The organism is Caballeronia sp. LP006, assembly GCF_031450995.1.
GTDB lineage: Bacteria > Pseudomonadota > Gammaproteobacteria > Burkholderiales > Burkholderiaceae > Caballeronia.
This window is the reverse complement of the sequence record NZ_JARTVW010000005.1, coordinates 2,436,432-2,451,651: the sequence shown is the minus strand read 5'-3', so window position 1 is coordinate 2,451,651 and position 15,220 is coordinate 2,436,432. Positions and strand designations below refer to the sequence as shown.

Sequence of the window (15,220 nt, the reverse complement as noted above, 5' to 3'; positions counted from 1 at the left end):
TGGACTCGCCGACAACATGAATATCATCTGGACGCGGTCAGTCGTGTCCCTCGTACTGCTCGCCGCGCTCTGTGCGGCGATCGGCGCGTTTGCCGGCGTGCGCGTGGCGCTGGCTGTCGCCGTCGTCATGCTGGTCCTGCAGGGCTTTTTCGCCACCTATCACACACAGCGTCTCTGGCGTCTGCTCGAAGCGCCGGTGTATGGCGAAGTGCCTAGCGCGCTCGGCATTTGGGGCGAAATCTATTACCGCTTGCACAAGCTGGCGAAGCGCTGGCATGCGCAAGTGCGGCAGGTCGAGCAACAGCATTCGCGCTTCATTCAGGCGATCCAGGCTTCGCCCAATGGCGTGGCGATGCTCGACGATCACGATCAGATCGAGTGGTGCAACGCTATCGCCGAGAAGCATTTCGGGCTCGATGCCAAACGCGATTTGCGCCAGCACATCACGCATCTCGTGCGGCACCCGGACTTCATTCGCTATCTGAACTCGCATCATTACGAGGAAATGCTCGTGATGCGCGGCATGGGCGTGAACCGGCAGCACACGGTATCGGTGCAGGTATTTCCTTATGGCGATCATCGCAAGCTGATACTCACGCAGGACATTACCGAACTCGAGCGTACCGATTCGATGCGACGCGATTTCGTCGCCAATGTCTCGCATGAATTGAAGACGCCGCTGACGGTGTTATCGGGCTTTCTTGAGACCATGCGTGAGTTGCCGCTCAGCGAGGCGGACCGCATGCGTTATCTGGACATGATGGAACAGCAGGCTTCGCGCATGCAGAACATCGTGCGTGATCTTTTGGTGCTTGCGAATCTGGAAGGCGATGTGCGTCCGCCTGGCGACGAGTTGCTGGATATGCGCGCGGTGATGCGGCATCTCGAAGACGACGCGGTGAATCTTTCTGGCGGGCGTCACCGGATTGCCTTTCATATCGATGATTCGTTGACTATCGCAGGCGCGGAGACCGAGGTCGTCAGTGCGCTGGGGAATCTCGTTACCAATGCGGTGCGTTATACGCCGGATGGCGGGGCGATTGAAGTCTCTTGGCAACGTGTGGCGGATCGGGCGGTTTTCACGGTGCGTGATAGCGGGTATGGGATTCCCGCAGAGCATATTCCGCGGCTTACCGAGCGGTTTTATCGCGTGGATCGGAGTCGGTCGCGGGATACGGGTGGCACCGGGCTCGGGCTTGCTATCGTCAAGCATGTGCTGCAGCGGCATCATGCGGAGCTCGATGTCAAAAGTGAAGTCGGGAAGGGAAGTACGTTTGTTGTTCGGTTTCCTTCTTCAAGGACTGCTTTGAGGAAGTCTTTGGCGGCTTAGGGGTTTTTGTTTAGCTTCCTGGGAAGTTGAGCCGTTGTCTCGCGGTTTGTTTCAGTAGCCGCCTTCCCGGCGGAGGGGTAATTTTCTTTCCTGCTGCAAAGAAAGTCACCAAAGAAAGCAGCTTAGGAACCGGCTTCTGGAGCACAACTGGTTCCTCGCTATTTACCACAAACCCTTTGTGGCACTTCCCATTGCTAACGTTCGTCGTAGGTCAATTTCCAGGCGCACGCTTCTCTTTTAGGCTGCTTCGAGGAAGCCTTTGGCCGCTTAGAGATCTTTGTTTAGCGCTTGCTAGGAAGTTGAGCCGTTGTCTCGCGGTTTGTTGCAGTAGCCGCCTCCCCGGCGGAGGGGTAACTTTCTTTGCTGCTGCAAAGAAAGTCACCAAAGAAAGCAGCTTAGGGACCGGCTTCTGAAGCACAACTGGTTCCTCGCTATTTACCACAAGCCCTTTGGGCACTCCCCGTCGGACCTATCCGTAATTCTGTGGGCGAGGCATATTATGAGAGGTAAAAGTCATAGATATGCCGATGAAGAAGAAACGCACCGTCGCTTCTCAGGCAGCGGCCCGAGGGCCGCTGCCTGCCCTTCCGGAAGGTCTGCTGGATGACCTGGTCAAAGGCCCGATGACGCCCACCGAGGTCCAGGACCTGATGCTGGCGTTCAACAAGGCACTCATCGAGCGCGCGATGGGCGCCGAGATGAAGATGCATCTGGGCTACCTGGCGGGGCAGCCGAAACCCGACGGCCAGGACAACGAACGTAACGGCGCCAGCGGCAAGACGCTCATCACCGATTATGGCCCGCTCAGGGTCGATCTGCCGCGTGATCGTGACGGCAGTTTTGAACCCATCCTGATTCCGAAACACGAGCGCCGTTTTACCGGTTTCGACGAGCGCATCATCGCCATGTACGCGCGCGGCATGAGTGTGCGCGAGATCCAGGCGTTTCTGGCCGAAGCCTATGGCACCGAGGTTTCGCCCGATTTCATCAGCTCGGTCACCGACGAAGTCATGGCTGAAGCGCTCGCCTGGCAAAGCCGTCCGCTTGAGCCGATGTACCCGGTGGTGTTCTTCGACGCGCTGCGTGTGAAGATCCGTGGCGACGGCGTGGTGAGCAACAAGGCGGTGTATCTGGCGCTGGGCATTCAGGCCGACGGCCAGCGCGATGTGCTCGGCCTGTGGATCGAACAGACCGAAGGGGCGAAGTTCTGGCTGAAAGTGTTCAACGAACTGAAGACCCGGGGCTGCCAGGACATCCTGATCGCGGTGGTCGACGGCCTGAAGGGTCTGGCTGAGGCAATTGGCACGGCGTACCCGCGTACGGCCGTGCAGACCTGCATCGTGCATCTGATCCGCAACAGTCTGGAGTACGCCAGCTACAAGGACCGCAAGAGCGTGGCCGCAGCGCTGCGGCCGGTCTATGCCGCCGCGAGTGAACAGGCCGCTCAGCAGGCCCTGGAGGCCTTTGCCGAAGGCCCGTGGGGTGCGAAGTATCCGACTATCGTGCAGTCGTGGCGACGGGCGTGGGAGAACGTCACACCGTTTTTCGTGTTTCCGCCGGACATACGCCGTGTCGTCTACACCACCAACGCCATTGAGAGTCTGAACATGCAACTACGCAAGATCATCAAGACACGCGGCCACTTCCCCAATGACGAGGCCGCCATCAAGCTGCTGTGGCTGGCATTGCGCAACGTGCTGGCAAAGTCAGTACGCGCGGCGTTCGACTGGTCGTCCGCGATGAACCAGTTTGCCATCCTGTTTGGAGAGCGTTTTACCAACGCACGCGGGTGACTCCGCTAACCGCCTCGCACACAAAAATGCGGACAGGTTCTCCCCGTCGCTCACGCTCGTGGTAAATCGTTAGCACGCACAAGCGAGTAGAGCCTTCGCGCCGCCTAACGAAAATGCGCATGCGTGTTTTACATGTGCCAGGAGTAGAACACACATACGGTGGCCGACCAAAACGCAAAAAAATTACGACGTCCTATTGGTTAACTTTTCACCTGCACCCCAAGCAAAGAACAACGAGACAATAGTCTTCCTTAACGCTGTCTACTGACAAGTCTGTGCTTAACGTAGATTTACCGCCAGCATCAGCAAGGGGGTGTGGTCAAGGGGTTTGTGGTAAATAGCGGGGAACCAGTTGTGCTTCAGAAGGCGGTTCTAAAGCTGCTTTCTTTGGTGACTTTCTTTGCAGCCGCAAAGAAAGTTACCCCTCCGCCGGGGAGGCGGCTACTGAAACAAACCGCGAGACAACGGCTCAAGTTCCCAGAAGGCGCCGGTGCTAGATAAGGTATTCACCACGAGCATGAGCAATGAGAAGTGCTCAAAGGGCTTGTGGTAAATAGCGAGGAACCAGTTGTGCTTCAGAAGCCGGTTCCAAAGCTGCTTTCTTTGGTGACTTTCTTTGCAGCCGCAAAGAAAGTTACCCCTCCGCCGGGGAGGCGGCTACTGAAACAAACCGCGAGACAACGGCCCAAGTTCCCAGAAGGCGCCGGTGCTAGATAAAGCATTCACCACGAGCATGAGCAATGAGAAGTGCCCAAAGGGCTCGTGGTAAATAGCGAGGAACCAGTTGTGCTCCAGAAGCCGGTTCTAAAGCTGCTTTCTTTGGTGACTTTCTTTGCAGCCGCAAAGAAAGTTACCCCTCCGCCGGGGAGGCGGCTACTGAAACAAACCGCGCGACAACGGCTCAATCTCCCAGGAAAAAACCCACCACAAAACCAACACCCTAAGAACAAAACTTAGCCAACAACCCCAACTGCGCATTGCGAATAGACTTCCCCGACCGCCGCTTACGATAATGCCCATCGCTCTGCATGACCCAGGCAGACTGATTATCGCCAAGACAGACGGATAACCCTTCAGCAATCACCCGACGCTTAAGCCGCCGATCGCGAATCGGAAACGCCACCTCGACGCGTCGAAAGAAGTTCCGATCCATCCAGTCCGCCGACGACAGATACACATCCTCTTGCCCGTTCGCATAAAAATAGAAGATGCGATGATGTTCGAGGAAGCGCCCGACAATAGACCGAACGGTAATATTCTCCGAAAGGTCCTCCACACCAGGCTTGAGCGAACAAACCCCACGCACGATCAAATCGATCTTCACGCCCGCATGCGATGCCTCGTACAAGGCAGCAATCACGGTAGGCTCGAGCAACGCATTCATCTTCGCGACGATCCGCGCCCGCCGGCCCGCACGCGCATGCTCCGCCTCGGCGCGAATCGCATCGATCAATTTCGCGTGCAAGGTAAAAGGCGATTGCCACAAAAGATGCAGCGGAATCTCTCCGCCAATTCCAGTCAGCTGCTGAAAGACATGATGCACGTCCTCGCACATCTGCTGATCGGCGGTCATGAGACCGAAGTCGGTATATAGACGCGCCGTGCGCGGATGATAATTTCCCGTGCCCAAGTGCGCATAACGCTTGAGCACCATCTTGCCGCCCTGCGACACGCGCCGCACGATCAACATCATCTTCGCGTGACACTTGTGGCCAACCACGCCATACACCACATGCGCGCCCACCGCTTCGAGTTGCGACGCCCAGTTGATGTTCGTCTCTTCATCGAAACGCGCCAGCAACTCGACCACTACCGTCACTTCCTTGCCATTGCGCGCGGCCTGCATGAGCGCATCCATCAAGGGCGAATCGGTGCCGGTCCGGTAGATGGTCTGCTTGATCGCCATCACTTGCGGATCTTTCGCCGCCTGCAACAGCAGTTCGAGCACCGGCTGAAAACTCTCGTAAGGATGATGCAGCAGGATATCGCCCTGATCGATCGCATCGAAAAGATTGGTCGTGTTGGCGATCGACTTCGGCACCGAAGGAATGTGCGGCACGAACTTGAGGTCCGGCCTGTCCACCATTTCAGGCAGTTGCATGAGCCGCACGAGATTCACCGGCCCGTTCACGCGATAACAATCGCGCTCGCTCAACTGGCTTTCGTCGAGCAGACGCCGCACGAGATGCGGTGGCGTCTCCGCCGATACTTCGAGCCGCACCGCATTGCCCAGATGCCGCGCGGGCAACTCACCCTGCAAGGCGACGCGCAGATTCGTGATCTCGTCTTCATCGACGAAAAGTTCGCTATTGCGCGTGATGCGAAACTGGTTGCAATTGCGCACGATGAGATGCGGAAACAGCTCGCTCACGAAGTGCTGCATGAACGTGCTCAGCAGCACGAAGCCATGCGGATAACCCGACAGCGCCTCGGGCATGCGCACGAGCCGCGGCAGCGCGCGCGGCGCCTGCACGATGCCCATCATGGCCTGACGGCCGAAAGCATCCGTGCCTTCCAGTTCGACGACGAAGTTCAGGCTCTTGTTCAGCACGCGTGGAAACGGATGCGCCGGGTCGAGGCCGATCGGCGTCAGCACCGGCAGCAGTTCGTTCAGGAAATATTCGCGCGCCCAGGCGTTTTGCTGCTCGCTCCAGCTTTCCGCGCCATGAAAATAGATGCCTTCCATCTCGAGCGCGGGCAAGACGATTTCATGCAGCATCACGTATTGCTGATGCACGAGGCGCTGCGCGCGTTCGGAGACGAGATCGTAGACATGCTGCAGCGACATGCCGTCCGGCGAGAGCGAGCCGGGGTTGTCGCGCATCTGCTCCTGAAGCCCGGCCATGCGGACTTCGAAGAATTCGTCGAGATTGCTGCTCGTGATGCAGATGAAGCGCAGGCGTTCCAACAAGGGAACCGAGATATCGGCGGCCTGCGCCAGAACTCGCTCGTTGAAACCTAGAATGCCCAGTTCGCGGTTGAAGAGCGGATAGCGTATGGACATCGGCTGGGAGAATGGTGTCTCGATCGGAAGGGCAAGGGAACGTTCGGATAGTCTCACAGTAAGATGGCTTTATTGTGACAGAACGATTGTCACAAATTCTACTCACATTGTGGTTAGCGTCGCTAGCGCAGGGCGCGTGATACCGCGGTCGAGCGTGATTCACCAATTGACGTCGGCGCATAAGTAGTCGACGTAGAATAGAATCCTGCGCTGCAGCAAAGCGCGCCTCCTCCCACGATCCCTGGACATCCGATGGTCACTCATCCTCATCTTCTTGCCGCGGTCGACCTCGGATCGAACAGTTTCCGGCTGATCGTGGGGCGGGTGGAAGAAACGCCCGCAGGCAGCCAGATTTACCAGGTCGATGCCTTGCGCGAAGCCGTGCGCCTTGGCGCGGGTCTGTCGAAGGACAAAATGCTCGACCGTGCATCGCAGTTGCGCGGGCTCGAAGCGTTGAAGCGCTTCGGCGAACGCTTGCGCGACTTTCATCCGGATCAGGTGCGCGCGGTGGCCACCAACACGCTCAGGGTGGCGAAGAACGCGCACGAATTCATCGGCGAGGCGGAAAGCGCGCTGGGTTTTCCGATCGAAGTGATCGCCGGTAGGGAAGAAGCACGGCTCATCTACGCGGGCGCCGCGCATTCGGTGCCGGCGAGCGCGGGCAAGCGCCTCGTGGTGGATATCGGCGGCGGCTCGACGGAGTTCATCATCGGCTCGCATTACACGCCGATTCATATGGAGAGTCTGTATATCGGCTGCGTGAGCCACAGCCGCACGTTCTTTCCGGCCGGCAACGTCGACGAATACACCATGCGCCAGGCCGAACTCGCGGCCAAGCGCGAAATCCAGATCATCTCGCGCGAATACAAGCAGACCGGCTGGGATCAGGCCATTGGTTCTTCAGGCACGGCGCGCGCGCTCGCGGAACTCGTCGAAGCGAACGAATTCAACGACCCTGGCATCACGCACGGCATTTCGCGCGGCGGGCTGGAGCGTCTGAAGCGCGCGGTCATCAAGGCGGAGAACGTCAATCGGCTGAAGCTCGTCGCGCTCAAGCCGGACCGCATTCCAGTGCTCGCGGGCGGCCTTTCGATCATGCTCGGCGTGTTCGAGGAACTGGGTATCGATTATGTGGATACCACCGACGGCGCCTTGCGTCTCGGCGTGCTCTACGACCTGCTCGGGCGTTCGCAGCATCAGGACATGCGCACCGTCACCGTGGAAGGCTTCAAGCGCCGTTATGGCGTCGATGCCGCGCAGGCCGAACGCATCGGCTCGCTCGCGATCAGCTTCTACGATCAGCTCGGCGAACCCGATGCGGAACGTCGCGAGGAAGAACGCATGTTCCTCGCGTGGGCTTCGTCGCTTCACGAGATCGGCTTGTCGATTGCGCATAGCGCGTATCACAAGCATTCGGCGTATATCGCGAGCAACGCGGACATGCCGGGCTTTTCGCGCACGGACCAGGCGCGGCTCGCGACGCTCGTGCTGGGTCACGCGGGCAAGCTCGGCAAGCTCGCGCAAGCGCGCGATGTCGACTGGACATTGCTGTTTTGCCTGCGTCTTGCCGTGTTGCTGTCGCGCCGGCGCGCGGATGTCGGGCTGCCCGGCATCGAGGTGAAGAGCGCGGCGGGAGGCTTCGAAGTGCGGCTGTCCAACGAGTGGGTCGCGAGCAATCCGCTCACGGACTACAGCCTCGTTCAGGAAGCCATGGAGTGGGAAAAGATCGGGCGCCCGTATCGCGTGGTCTATACCGGCGATTGACGAACGCCGCGCCTTGAATCAACCGATGAAGTGTCGCGCATAGCGCGCGTTGATATCCGACAGGCGGAAGAGGGTAAGAAAGTCCGCCGTGTTGAAATCCGGGTCCCACGCAGGCGCGCCGCATATCTTCGCGCCTAGACGCAGATAACCCTTCACGAGCGGCGGCGGGCTCACTTCCACGCCCGTGCGCAATTCCTCCACCGGCAGCGGCGTATGCGGGAACGCGTGATATTCAGGGGCGGCGAGGGCATCGGCGGCGAGCGACGTGTAAAGGTTCGCCGCGTAGTGCCCGCCGTCGACCATGCCGACGCTCGCGCAGCCAAGCATCGTTTCGTAGCCGTTGTGCTTCATGTAGGCCGCGAGCCCGCCCCATAGCGACATGATCACCGCGCCGTTGCGGTAGTCGGGATGCACGCACGAGCGGCCCACCTCGACGAGCTTCGGCCGCAGATGCGCAAGCCGCGACACATCGAACTCGCCTTCCGCATACAGCCGCCCAATCCGCGCGGCCTCATGCGGCGGCAGCACGCGATACGTGCCGACCACTTTCAACGTATCGAGATCGCGCACGAGCAGATGATCGCAGTAGGCGTCGAAGACATCGACGTCAAGGCCCGCAGGCCCCGAGAGGTGCGCGCCCATCTCCTCGGAGAACACGCGGTAACGCAGCCGCTGGGCTTCACGCACGGCGTCGCCGGAACGCGCCCACGACACTTGCAGCCGATGCTGCCCGGTGATGGTTTCCGCGGTACGCGGAAGCTGGCGGCGCGAATCGAGCGAGAGCGACGATGACGCTCCGGTTGGCAGGAAGGGCGTCGGCATATCGAGCATTGGCGTTCCTCGGCAGGACGAAAGCTTGAGGGTTTCGGTCCTCGCCAATGTAGTAACGCGCAATGACGCTCGCATGGCATCGCAGTGACGTTTCGATGAAACGACATTCTGTTGAACCTGCGATTACACGGCCTTTCGGCTAGAGCAGATCGGGGTTCGTCACCGCGCGCAGAACGACCTGGCCGTCGCCGTGACGCGAGCGCGACTGGAACCACCAGACGCCTGATTTCTTGATCGACCAGTCCGCTTCGTCGCCGGTCATGAGCCACGCGGCAACGTGTCCGAGCGTAGGCTGATGGCCCACGACGACCACCGTTTCCGCGATGCCATCGGGCCAGCCGGCGGCATCGAGCACGTCCTGTGCATGTCGGCCGGGCGCAAGTTGATCGATCACGCGATACTGATCGCCGAAGGCTTCGACGGTCTGAATGGTGCGCGTGGCCGGGCTTGCGATGAAGACCGCATCGTCGTCGATACGCGCCTTCAGCCACTTTGCGGTGCCTTGCGCCTGCTTGCGTCCGCGCGAGGTGAGTTGACGCGCGAGATCGCTTGCGGCCTGATCTTCGGCTTCGGCGTGACGCCAGAGAATGAGGTTCATCGTTGTCTCCGCGAATTCGAAATGGCAATAACTTGCATGACCGGGCGGCGGCCGTCACTCGCTAAAGTGGCAACATTCGTTCCCTCTGCCGGAAGTGTTTGCGGCGTCGCGGCAAGCAAGCTATAATCTGCGGCTTGTCGGAGCGTAGCGCAGCCTGGTAGCGCATCTGATTTGGGATCAGAGGGTCGAAGGTTCGAATCCTTTCGCTCCGACCACCATACACGAAGGGGTTACAAGTCACGGCTTGTAACCCCTTTGTCTTTATGACGTCGGGTTTGACGTCTTCTTGGGGACTTCATGCTGCGTAACTTCGTGTCCGTTCTAGGTGCCGCCACGCTTGCACTCATGCTGGCTGCATGCACCGAACCCGCCAATCAAAAGCATCCGCCGCAAGACCCGCCCGACTATAAGGGCGTACCGACCGACGACACCCCGCCGTCGATGCTCATCGCGCCGACGTCGGCCGATCCAAAGTGAAAGAAGGCGAAGCGCCGACGCATGAGCGCCGGCGCTTCTAACCCGCGCGGACTGTTCGCGCAGAGAGAAGCGCGGGCTGCAGACATTTTATGGAGGCTTGGCCTCGGCAACTGTGTGCGCTTGTTTCCGAGCGTAACGGCGTGCAAGTTTCAATACGCCGGCGCCACACGTTTGCGCGGTAGTAACGACGCGTCGGTCATCCATACTGACCTTAATTTCTAACTGACATTTAAGCGAAACATTTGCCGCAAGGTTAATATCCGACGACTTAGTGCATTCTGGTTTCGCCATGAATCTGCTGTCGGTTTTCGCTATCGTTGCTCCGCTCGCGCTTGCATTCCTCTTTGCGTTTGCCGCGCGTATCGATCCATTGTCCGGCCGCTGGCGCAGGAAAACGCCAAAGCGCGGTCGGACCAAGCCCGCGAGCGCGTGATGTTCCCTTGAGCGCTCATGCAGGCACGCATGCAAGCGTCACTGCTTGCAGCGGATAACCATCGAACGATTCTTGATGTTCGCGCCGAAGATACCCGCGACCGTGCCGCCGGAAGTCGCGCCGTTGTCATTGTCCTTCGACACCACGTCGTATCCATATGCACCGCACACTTCGCCCGCTTGCTTGTAGCAGGCCGCCCAGCTCGTGCTCGCATCGCCGCCGCTGCAGTTGATGGCGAAGCCCGTGTCGCCGGATGGCAAGTAGGTCATGGTCGGGCCGTGGGCGCATCCGCCGAGCGCGCCGGTAAGCGCGAGAGCGGCAACGACTGCGCCCGGGTGGATTCTCTTCATCGAAATCATCGATCTTCCTCTTATGGTCCGCCTGCGTTCAACGCGACGGCAAGTAACGCGCCGGGTCCGTCGAGCGGCCCATATAACGCACCTCGAAATGCAGCATGGTGCGGTCGCTGTCGGTATCGCCCATCTCGGCGATTTTCTGGCCCTGCTGCACGGTCTGGCCTTCCTTCACGAAGAGCGTCCTGTTGTGCGCGTAGGCGGTGAGGTAGTCCTCGTTATGCTTGACGATCAACATGTTGCCGTAGCCGCGCAAGCCGTTGCCCGCATAGACGACGCTGCCCGTCGCCGCGGCCACGATCGGCGTTCCCGCTGAATTGGCAATGTCGATGCCCTTCGAGTTGCTGCCGTTGAAGTTGCGGATGACGTCGCCTTGTGCGGGCCAGACGAGCGTGATGCCCGGTCCCGGCTTCGTCGCCAGTGCGGTGTCCGCGCTCTTCGGTGTGCTCGTGCTCGCCACGTTCGATGAAGCCGTCGCCGAGCCTTCCGGCGGCACCACGCGCAGCACTTGTCCGACTTCGATTGCATCGGGATTCGACAAGCTGTTCCAGCGCTTGAGATTGGCGACGGTGGTGCGATTGGCGCGCGCGATCTTCGTGACCGTATCGCCGCGCTCGACGCGATAGTAACCGGGCGCAACCGGACCGGAGCCGCAAGCGGAAAGCGTCACGACCGCCGCGACGAGCGATGTAAAAACGAACTGGCGGATTCTTTTATGCAAACCTGACCTCGTAAGGCGCCGCCGCGCGACGGGCGTTTGAAATTTTGCGCGGCGGATCGAAGGCAGGATTTTACCGTTTCGGGTTTCCCCTGACAGAAAGCCGTTTGCAACGTTTAGTCGGCGCGCGTGACGACGAGCCTGAGCAGCGCGGTCTCCGTTTTGCCCGGCGCGAGCCAGCGCAGGCCAAGACCGTTATGGATGGCATCGGGCAAGCCGATCCACGGCTCGACGCAATAGAAGTCCGATGTATCCGCCTCGGTCCAGGTCGTGACGGCAAACCACGGCACCGAATCGGGCTGATGCAGCTCGAAACTCACGGTGCGCTTCAGGCCCGGCATGTTCAGGCGCACAGGCTGATCGGAAGGACCCGTGAAGCAATGAAAGTTGTCGATGATGCTCGCGTCGCCCAACGAGTAGCGCGGCGAGCCAGGCGTCGCCTCGCTGATCGCGCCGCCGGCCAACTGATGCCGGCGCTCGGTGCGCGGCAGCTCCACGCTGCTTTGTGCCCGTTGATCGTGCGGCAGATGGAAATAGAAGTGATGTCCGGCGTAATAGGGCAGCGCCACTTCGCCGGGATTCGATGTCGTGAGTTCGACTTCGAGAGTCGTGGCATCGACGAGCCGGTACGCTGCCTCAAAGCGGAATGCGAACGGATAGCCTGCGCGCGTGTCGTCGCTGTCGACGAGCGTCATGCGCAGGCCGTGACCGTCGGCATCGCGCGTACAGGAGAACGGCAGGTCGCGCGCGAAGCCGTGTGTCGAGAGCGTGTGGACGACGCCGTCCTGATCGCGCCACTTGTTGATCTCGCCGTCGACGAAATGCCGGCCGAGAAACGGAAACAGCAGCGGATTGCCGCCGCGAATCTTGGGCGGATTGCTCCAGTCGGGCGCATCGGGCCAGTGGATGACGGGCTCGCCGTTCACTCGCCACGTCATGAGGCGGCCGCCGGCGCTCGGCGCGAGCAGGATTTCGGCGCCATCGCGCTCGATATGAATCACGTCTGGTTGAGATGACATGGTGCGAAGACGCTCCGGTGAAATGATGATCGCGCTGAAAACGGGCCTTGAAACCCCGACGATTCTGCCTTGCTTTGTCCTACGGAGAAACCCTTTGCGGGAAATTGCGACTGCCGTCTCATCTGACGATGTGTTGTTATAGCAACCGAATGTTGGAAATCAGACGGACAGGGAGTCACCATGGATCTGGCGATGGCAATGGGCGTCGCGATGTTCGGCCTCTTCGGCGCGAGCACGGCAATCTTTCTTTATAAGCTGAAGGGCTGAGCAGCGCGCCGCCTGCTCGCCGAGGTTCTTTCGGCTTGACTCGATATCGCTTTCTTATAAATTACTGATTGATTCGGTTTCGCTGACGTTTATAGATCGGTGACGCCTGTCGCACGCGTTTGTACGTTTTCCGCTTGGCGGTCCAACTACGGCTGTGCATAATCGGTCCCGACTTGCGCGCCGCACCATTTCCTCATCCCCTTCGATCTTCGTCTCGCCGCCTTCGGCCTTGCGCTTTGGAGCGAGGAAAGCACTCCGCGGCGCGTCTTCCTTCCTCTTTCATGAAAAGGACCGACGCGTGACTCTCTGGTTTCTTATTTTTCTGAGCGTGCTGCAGGGCGTGACCGAACTCTTTCCGGTCAGTAGCCTTGGACATACGCTGCTCGTTCCCGGCTTGATCGGCATGCATATCGACAAGCACGCGCCGCAACTGCTGCCGTTTCTCGTCGCCTTGCATCTCGGCACCGCGCTCGCGCTGCTGTGGTACTTCCGCAAGCGCTGGGTCGCGCTGATCGGCGGCTGGTTCGCTTCGCTCGGCGGTCGCCGCAACGACGACGGTCACATGATGTGGGCGCTCATCATCGGCACCATTCCGACGGGCATCGTCGGGCTGTTGCTCGAAAAGCGGCTCGAAGCGCTGTTTCACGATCTGCGTATCGTGGCGGCGGCGTTGATCGTCAATGGCGTGTTGCTGTGGTTCGGCGACAAGCTGCAACGCGCCCGTGCAGCACGCGCGCCCGAAAAGCTCACGTTCAAGCAGGCGTTTCTGGTGGGTCTTGCGCAGATCGGCGCGCTGATTCCCGGCTTCTCGCGCAGCGGTCTCACGATCATCGCGGGTGTCGGCGCGGGCCTGACGGCTGAAGCGGCGGCGGAGTTTTCGTTTCTGCTTGGCACGCCGATCATCTTCGCGGCCGGCGTGCTCGAATTGCCGAAGCTCTTTCACGCGCCCGGTCAGCTTTTCGATGCGTTGCTCGGCGGCGTGCTGACGGGTATCGCGGCTTATCTGAGCGTGCGTTTCCTGATGCGTTATTTCGAAGGTCACGGCAAGCTGGCATCGTTCGGCGTGTATTGCGTGATCGCCGGCATCTTCTTCTTCGGATGGTTCATGATGCATCCGCAGCCGTTGTAATCAAGTCTGGCCGCGCCGCTTGCGGATTGAGGTAAAATCCTCGCTCTCTTGGGTGCGGCCGGTCTCACTTGGCCTGCCACGCGCCCATGTCTCAAGTGGTTCCTCGTAACCGCCCTTAGCTCAGCTGGATAGAGCAACGGCCTTCTAAGCCGTAGGTCACACGTTCGAGTCGTGTAGGGCGGGCCAGAATCAGCGGTTGTTCCGAAGCGCGTTCAGGCGCATCTTTTTGCAAATCGTCCCGCCGTATTTTCGACGACCATTCGCTGTGTTCGTCGCACTCGCCAAGCGTGAATTTCGTCATCCGCTGCGAGCGGAATGATTACTTGGCGATCCGAATCGAATCATGTCTTTTCGGCTGGTTCCTTCGTTACGCGCGGATGATCGCTCGTCAGTGTCATCAGAATGTCCGAGTACCACGCGCTGTTGAGACCGAGGCTTTCATCGGCGTGGACATCTCTTGTTCCCATGTCGATGGTCGATGAATGAATGCCGAGCAACACCCACGGCAAGCTCGCGCCCGTGCTCGTGTTCGCCATCGACGGATTGCTCATGACCACAGGCGCGCCGCTCGTTCCGCGATGCGTGCGTGCATCCGTGATGAAGCATCCCTTGCCCTGAAAGCGCAGGCCGAATGCCGACGCGATAATGCCTTGCCGCACCACCGGCAAATGATGCAGCGAGTCGTGAAAACCAAGCGGGAAGCCGACGATCAGCACGGACGCGCCCGTTGGCATGACATCTTCGGGCGAGGGAAGATGCTCCGGCCCGAACGCCTCGAACACCGCCGTTACGGGCAACCGGTCGCGACGAATCTCCAGCACGGCGACGTCGATCGCGCCGCCGTCGTCCGACCCATCGCGCCAGAGACTCACGCTCTGTGCATACAACGGCAGGTTGAACCACGTCGATGCACCGAGGTTGTCGCGGTCTGTGTGCAATTCGATCTCGATACGATCGGGAAAATGCTGGCTCGGTTTATCGGTGACGACGTGACGGCTTGTGACGAGAAACAGGCGCTGATCGCGAGCAAAGAAAAAGCCACTCGCATTCGTTAGATGACGCTCTTGCACGAACGTGCGGACCCGGGCCGCAGTAAGGAGCAGCGCTTCGGCCGCGGGCTTGAACGTGGCGGCCGTATCGGGTTGCTCGCGCGGAATCATTCTCCCGACGAGTTCAAGCAAAGCGTCACGCTGCGGCGCGGCTTCACCCGAAGACAAAAACGCATCCAGCGATAACTCGGATACGCGTCCTCCCGATGCGGCATTCGGCACATGTCGAACCACGGGCATTTTGTCCGCGCCGGTATGCAACAGCCATTTATCGCCGTTCGGGCTTACATAGAGTTCGATGGAGTCGGTATTCATCAGAGTCGGGACGGCGTGATGTGATCGAATGGCGCTTTGCGTTTCTTGCCGCGCGTTCGCAAGCAAGCGTGAAGAAAACATCGGCGCCACGTATCAGCGATGTGAACTCGGGACAAGTCGAAATACCGCGTCGATATCAT

Annotated in this window: 12 protein-coding genes and 2 tRNA genes; 7 read left to right on the top strand and 7 right to left on the bottom strand. The window is 59.8% G+C overall.

Going from position 1 to position 15,220, the window contains the following annotated elements:
- The first annotated feature begins 16 nt into the window (after positions 1 to 16).
- Complete coding sequence (phoR, locus tag P9250_RS28005; protein ID WP_244825736.1) at positions 17 to 1,330, top strand: phosphate regulon sensor histidine kinase PhoR; 1,314 nt, start codon at positions 17 to 19, stop codon at positions 1,328 to 1,330.
- 521 nt (positions 1,331 to 1,851) lie between these two features.
- Positions 1,852 to 3,123 (top strand): IS256 family transposase, encoded by a 1,272-nt coding sequence (locus P9250_RS28000; protein ID WP_370652123.1) that lies wholly within the window; start codon positions 1,852 to 1,854, stop codon positions 3,121 to 3,123.
- 940 nt (positions 3,124 to 4,063) lie between these two features.
- Here the strand turns inward: P9250_RS28000 and ppk1 are convergent.
- Positions 4,064 to 6,127, bottom strand: a complete 2,064-nt coding sequence (ppk1, locus tag P9250_RS27995; protein WP_244825734.1) for a polyphosphate kinase 1 — start codon at positions 6,125 to 6,127, stop codon at positions 4,064 to 4,066.
- A gap of 252 nt (positions 6,128 to 6,379) precedes the next feature.
- Between ppk1 and ppx the strand changes: the two genes are divergently transcribed.
- Entirely contained in the window at positions 6,380 to 7,891 is a 1,512-nt protein-coding gene (gene ppx / locus P9250_RS27990) for an exopolyphosphatase (protein ID WP_310396312.1), read from the top strand.
- Positions 7,892 to 7,909: 18 nt separating this feature from the next.
- On the opposite strand, the gene P9250_RS27985 is transcribed toward ppx, so the two are convergent.
- On the bottom strand, positions 7,910 to 8,722 hold the full coding sequence (locus P9250_RS27985) for a GNAT family N-acetyltransferase (protein ID WP_244825731.1): 813 nt from the start codon (positions 8,720 to 8,722) through the stop codon (positions 7,910 to 7,912).
- Positions 8,723 to 8,861: 139 nt separating this feature from the next.
- Positions 8,862 to 9,320, bottom strand: a complete 459-nt coding sequence (locus P9250_RS27980; RefSeq protein WP_309843842.1) for a histidine phosphatase family protein — start codon at positions 9,318 to 9,320, stop codon at positions 8,862 to 8,864.
- Positions 9,321 to 9,458: 138 nt separating this feature from the next.
- Between P9250_RS27980 and P9250_RS27975 the strand changes: the two genes are divergently transcribed.
- Positions 9,459 to 9,535: transfer RNA gene (locus tag P9250_RS27975), tRNA-Pro, on the top strand.
- 82 nt (positions 9,536 to 9,617) lie between these two features.
- The gene (locus P9250_RS27970) at positions 9,618 to 9,797 is read left to right on the top strand and encodes a hypothetical protein (protein WP_250492611.1); all 180 of its coding nucleotides are present in this window, start codon (positions 9,618 to 9,620) and stop codon (positions 9,795 to 9,797) included.
- A gap of 471 nt (positions 9,798 to 10,268) precedes the next feature.
- Here P9250_RS27970 and P9250_RS27965 read toward each other — a convergent pair whose 3' ends face one another.
- The 3 genes from P9250_RS27965 to P9250_RS27955 form a co-directional block, all read right to left on the bottom strand.
- Complete coding sequence (locus tag P9250_RS27965; RefSeq protein WP_370652024.1) at positions 10,269 to 10,589, bottom strand: hypothetical protein; 321 nt, start codon at positions 10,587 to 10,589, stop codon at positions 10,269 to 10,271.
- Between the two features lie 28 nt (positions 10,590 to 10,617).
- Positions 10,618 to 11,304: a peptidoglycan DD-metalloendopeptidase family protein gene (locus P9250_RS27960; RefSeq protein ID WP_250526042.1), complete on the bottom strand. Its 687-nt coding sequence runs from the start codon at positions 11,302 to 11,304 to the stop codon at positions 10,618 to 10,620.
- A 113-nt stretch (positions 11,305 to 11,417) separates the two neighbouring features.
- Positions 11,418 to 12,320 (bottom strand): aldose epimerase, encoded by a 903-nt coding sequence (locus tag P9250_RS27955; protein WP_250526041.1) that lies wholly within the window; start codon positions 12,318 to 12,320, stop codon positions 11,418 to 11,420.
- A gap of 565 nt (positions 12,321 to 12,885) precedes the next feature.
- On the opposite strand from P9250_RS27955, the gene P9250_RS27950 reads away from it, so the two are divergent.
- Positions 12,886 to 13,716 carry an undecaprenyl-diphosphate phosphatase gene (locus tag P9250_RS27950; RefSeq protein WP_244825722.1) on the top strand — a complete coding sequence of 277 codons (831 nt, stop codon included), beginning with the start codon at positions 12,886 to 12,888 and terminating at the stop codon, positions 13,714 to 13,716.
- A gap of 109 nt (positions 13,717 to 13,825) precedes the next feature.
- Positions 13,826 to 13,902 (top strand) — tRNA-Arg (locus P9250_RS27945).
- Positions 13,903 to 14,057: 155 nt separating this feature from the next.
- Here the strand turns inward: P9250_RS27945 and P9250_RS27940 are convergent.
- Positions 14,058 to 15,080, bottom strand: a complete 1,023-nt coding sequence (locus P9250_RS27940; RefSeq protein ID WP_310396307.1) for a serine protease — start codon at positions 15,078 to 15,080, stop codon at positions 14,058 to 14,060.
- Positions 15,081 to 15,220 lie beyond the last annotated feature (140 nt).

Bases quoted from the DNA above. Each gene is read 5' to 3' on its own strand.
- phoR (WP_244825736.1), top strand. From the start codon at position 17: ATGAATATCATCTGGACGCGGTCAGTCGTGTCCCTCGTACTGCTCGCC.
- P9250_RS28000 (WP_370652123.1), top strand. From the start codon at position 1,852: ATGCCGATGAAGAAGAAACGCACCGTCGCTTCTCAGGCAGCGGCCCGA.
- ppk1 (WP_244825734.1), bottom strand. From the start codon at position 6,127: ATGTCCATACGCTATCCGCTCTTCAACCGCGAACTGGGCATTCTAGGT.
- ppx (WP_310396312.1), top strand. From the start codon at position 6,380: ATGGTCACTCATCCTCATCTTCTTGCCGCGGTCGACCTCGGATCGAAC.
- P9250_RS27985 (WP_244825731.1), bottom strand. From the start codon at position 8,722: ATGCTCGATATGCCGACGCCCTTCCTGCCAACCGGAGCGTCATCGTCG.
- P9250_RS27980 (WP_309843842.1), bottom strand. From the start codon at position 9,320: ATGAACCTCATTCTCTGGCGTCACGCCGAAGCCGAAGATCAGGCCGCA.
- P9250_RS27970 (WP_250492611.1), top strand. From the start codon at position 9,618: ATGCTGCGTAACTTCGTGTCCGTTCTAGGTGCCGCCACGCTTGCACTC.
- P9250_RS27965 (WP_370652024.1), bottom strand. From the start codon at position 10,589: ATGATTTCGATGAAGAGAATCCACCCGGGCGCAGTCGTTGCCGCTCTC.
- P9250_RS27955 (WP_250526041.1), bottom strand. From the start codon at position 12,320: ATGTCATCTCAACCAGACGTGATTCATATCGAGCGCGATGGCGCCGAA.
- P9250_RS27940 (WP_310396307.1), bottom strand. From the start codon at position 15,080: ATGAATACCGACTCCATCGAACTCTATGTAAGCCCGAACGGCGATAAA.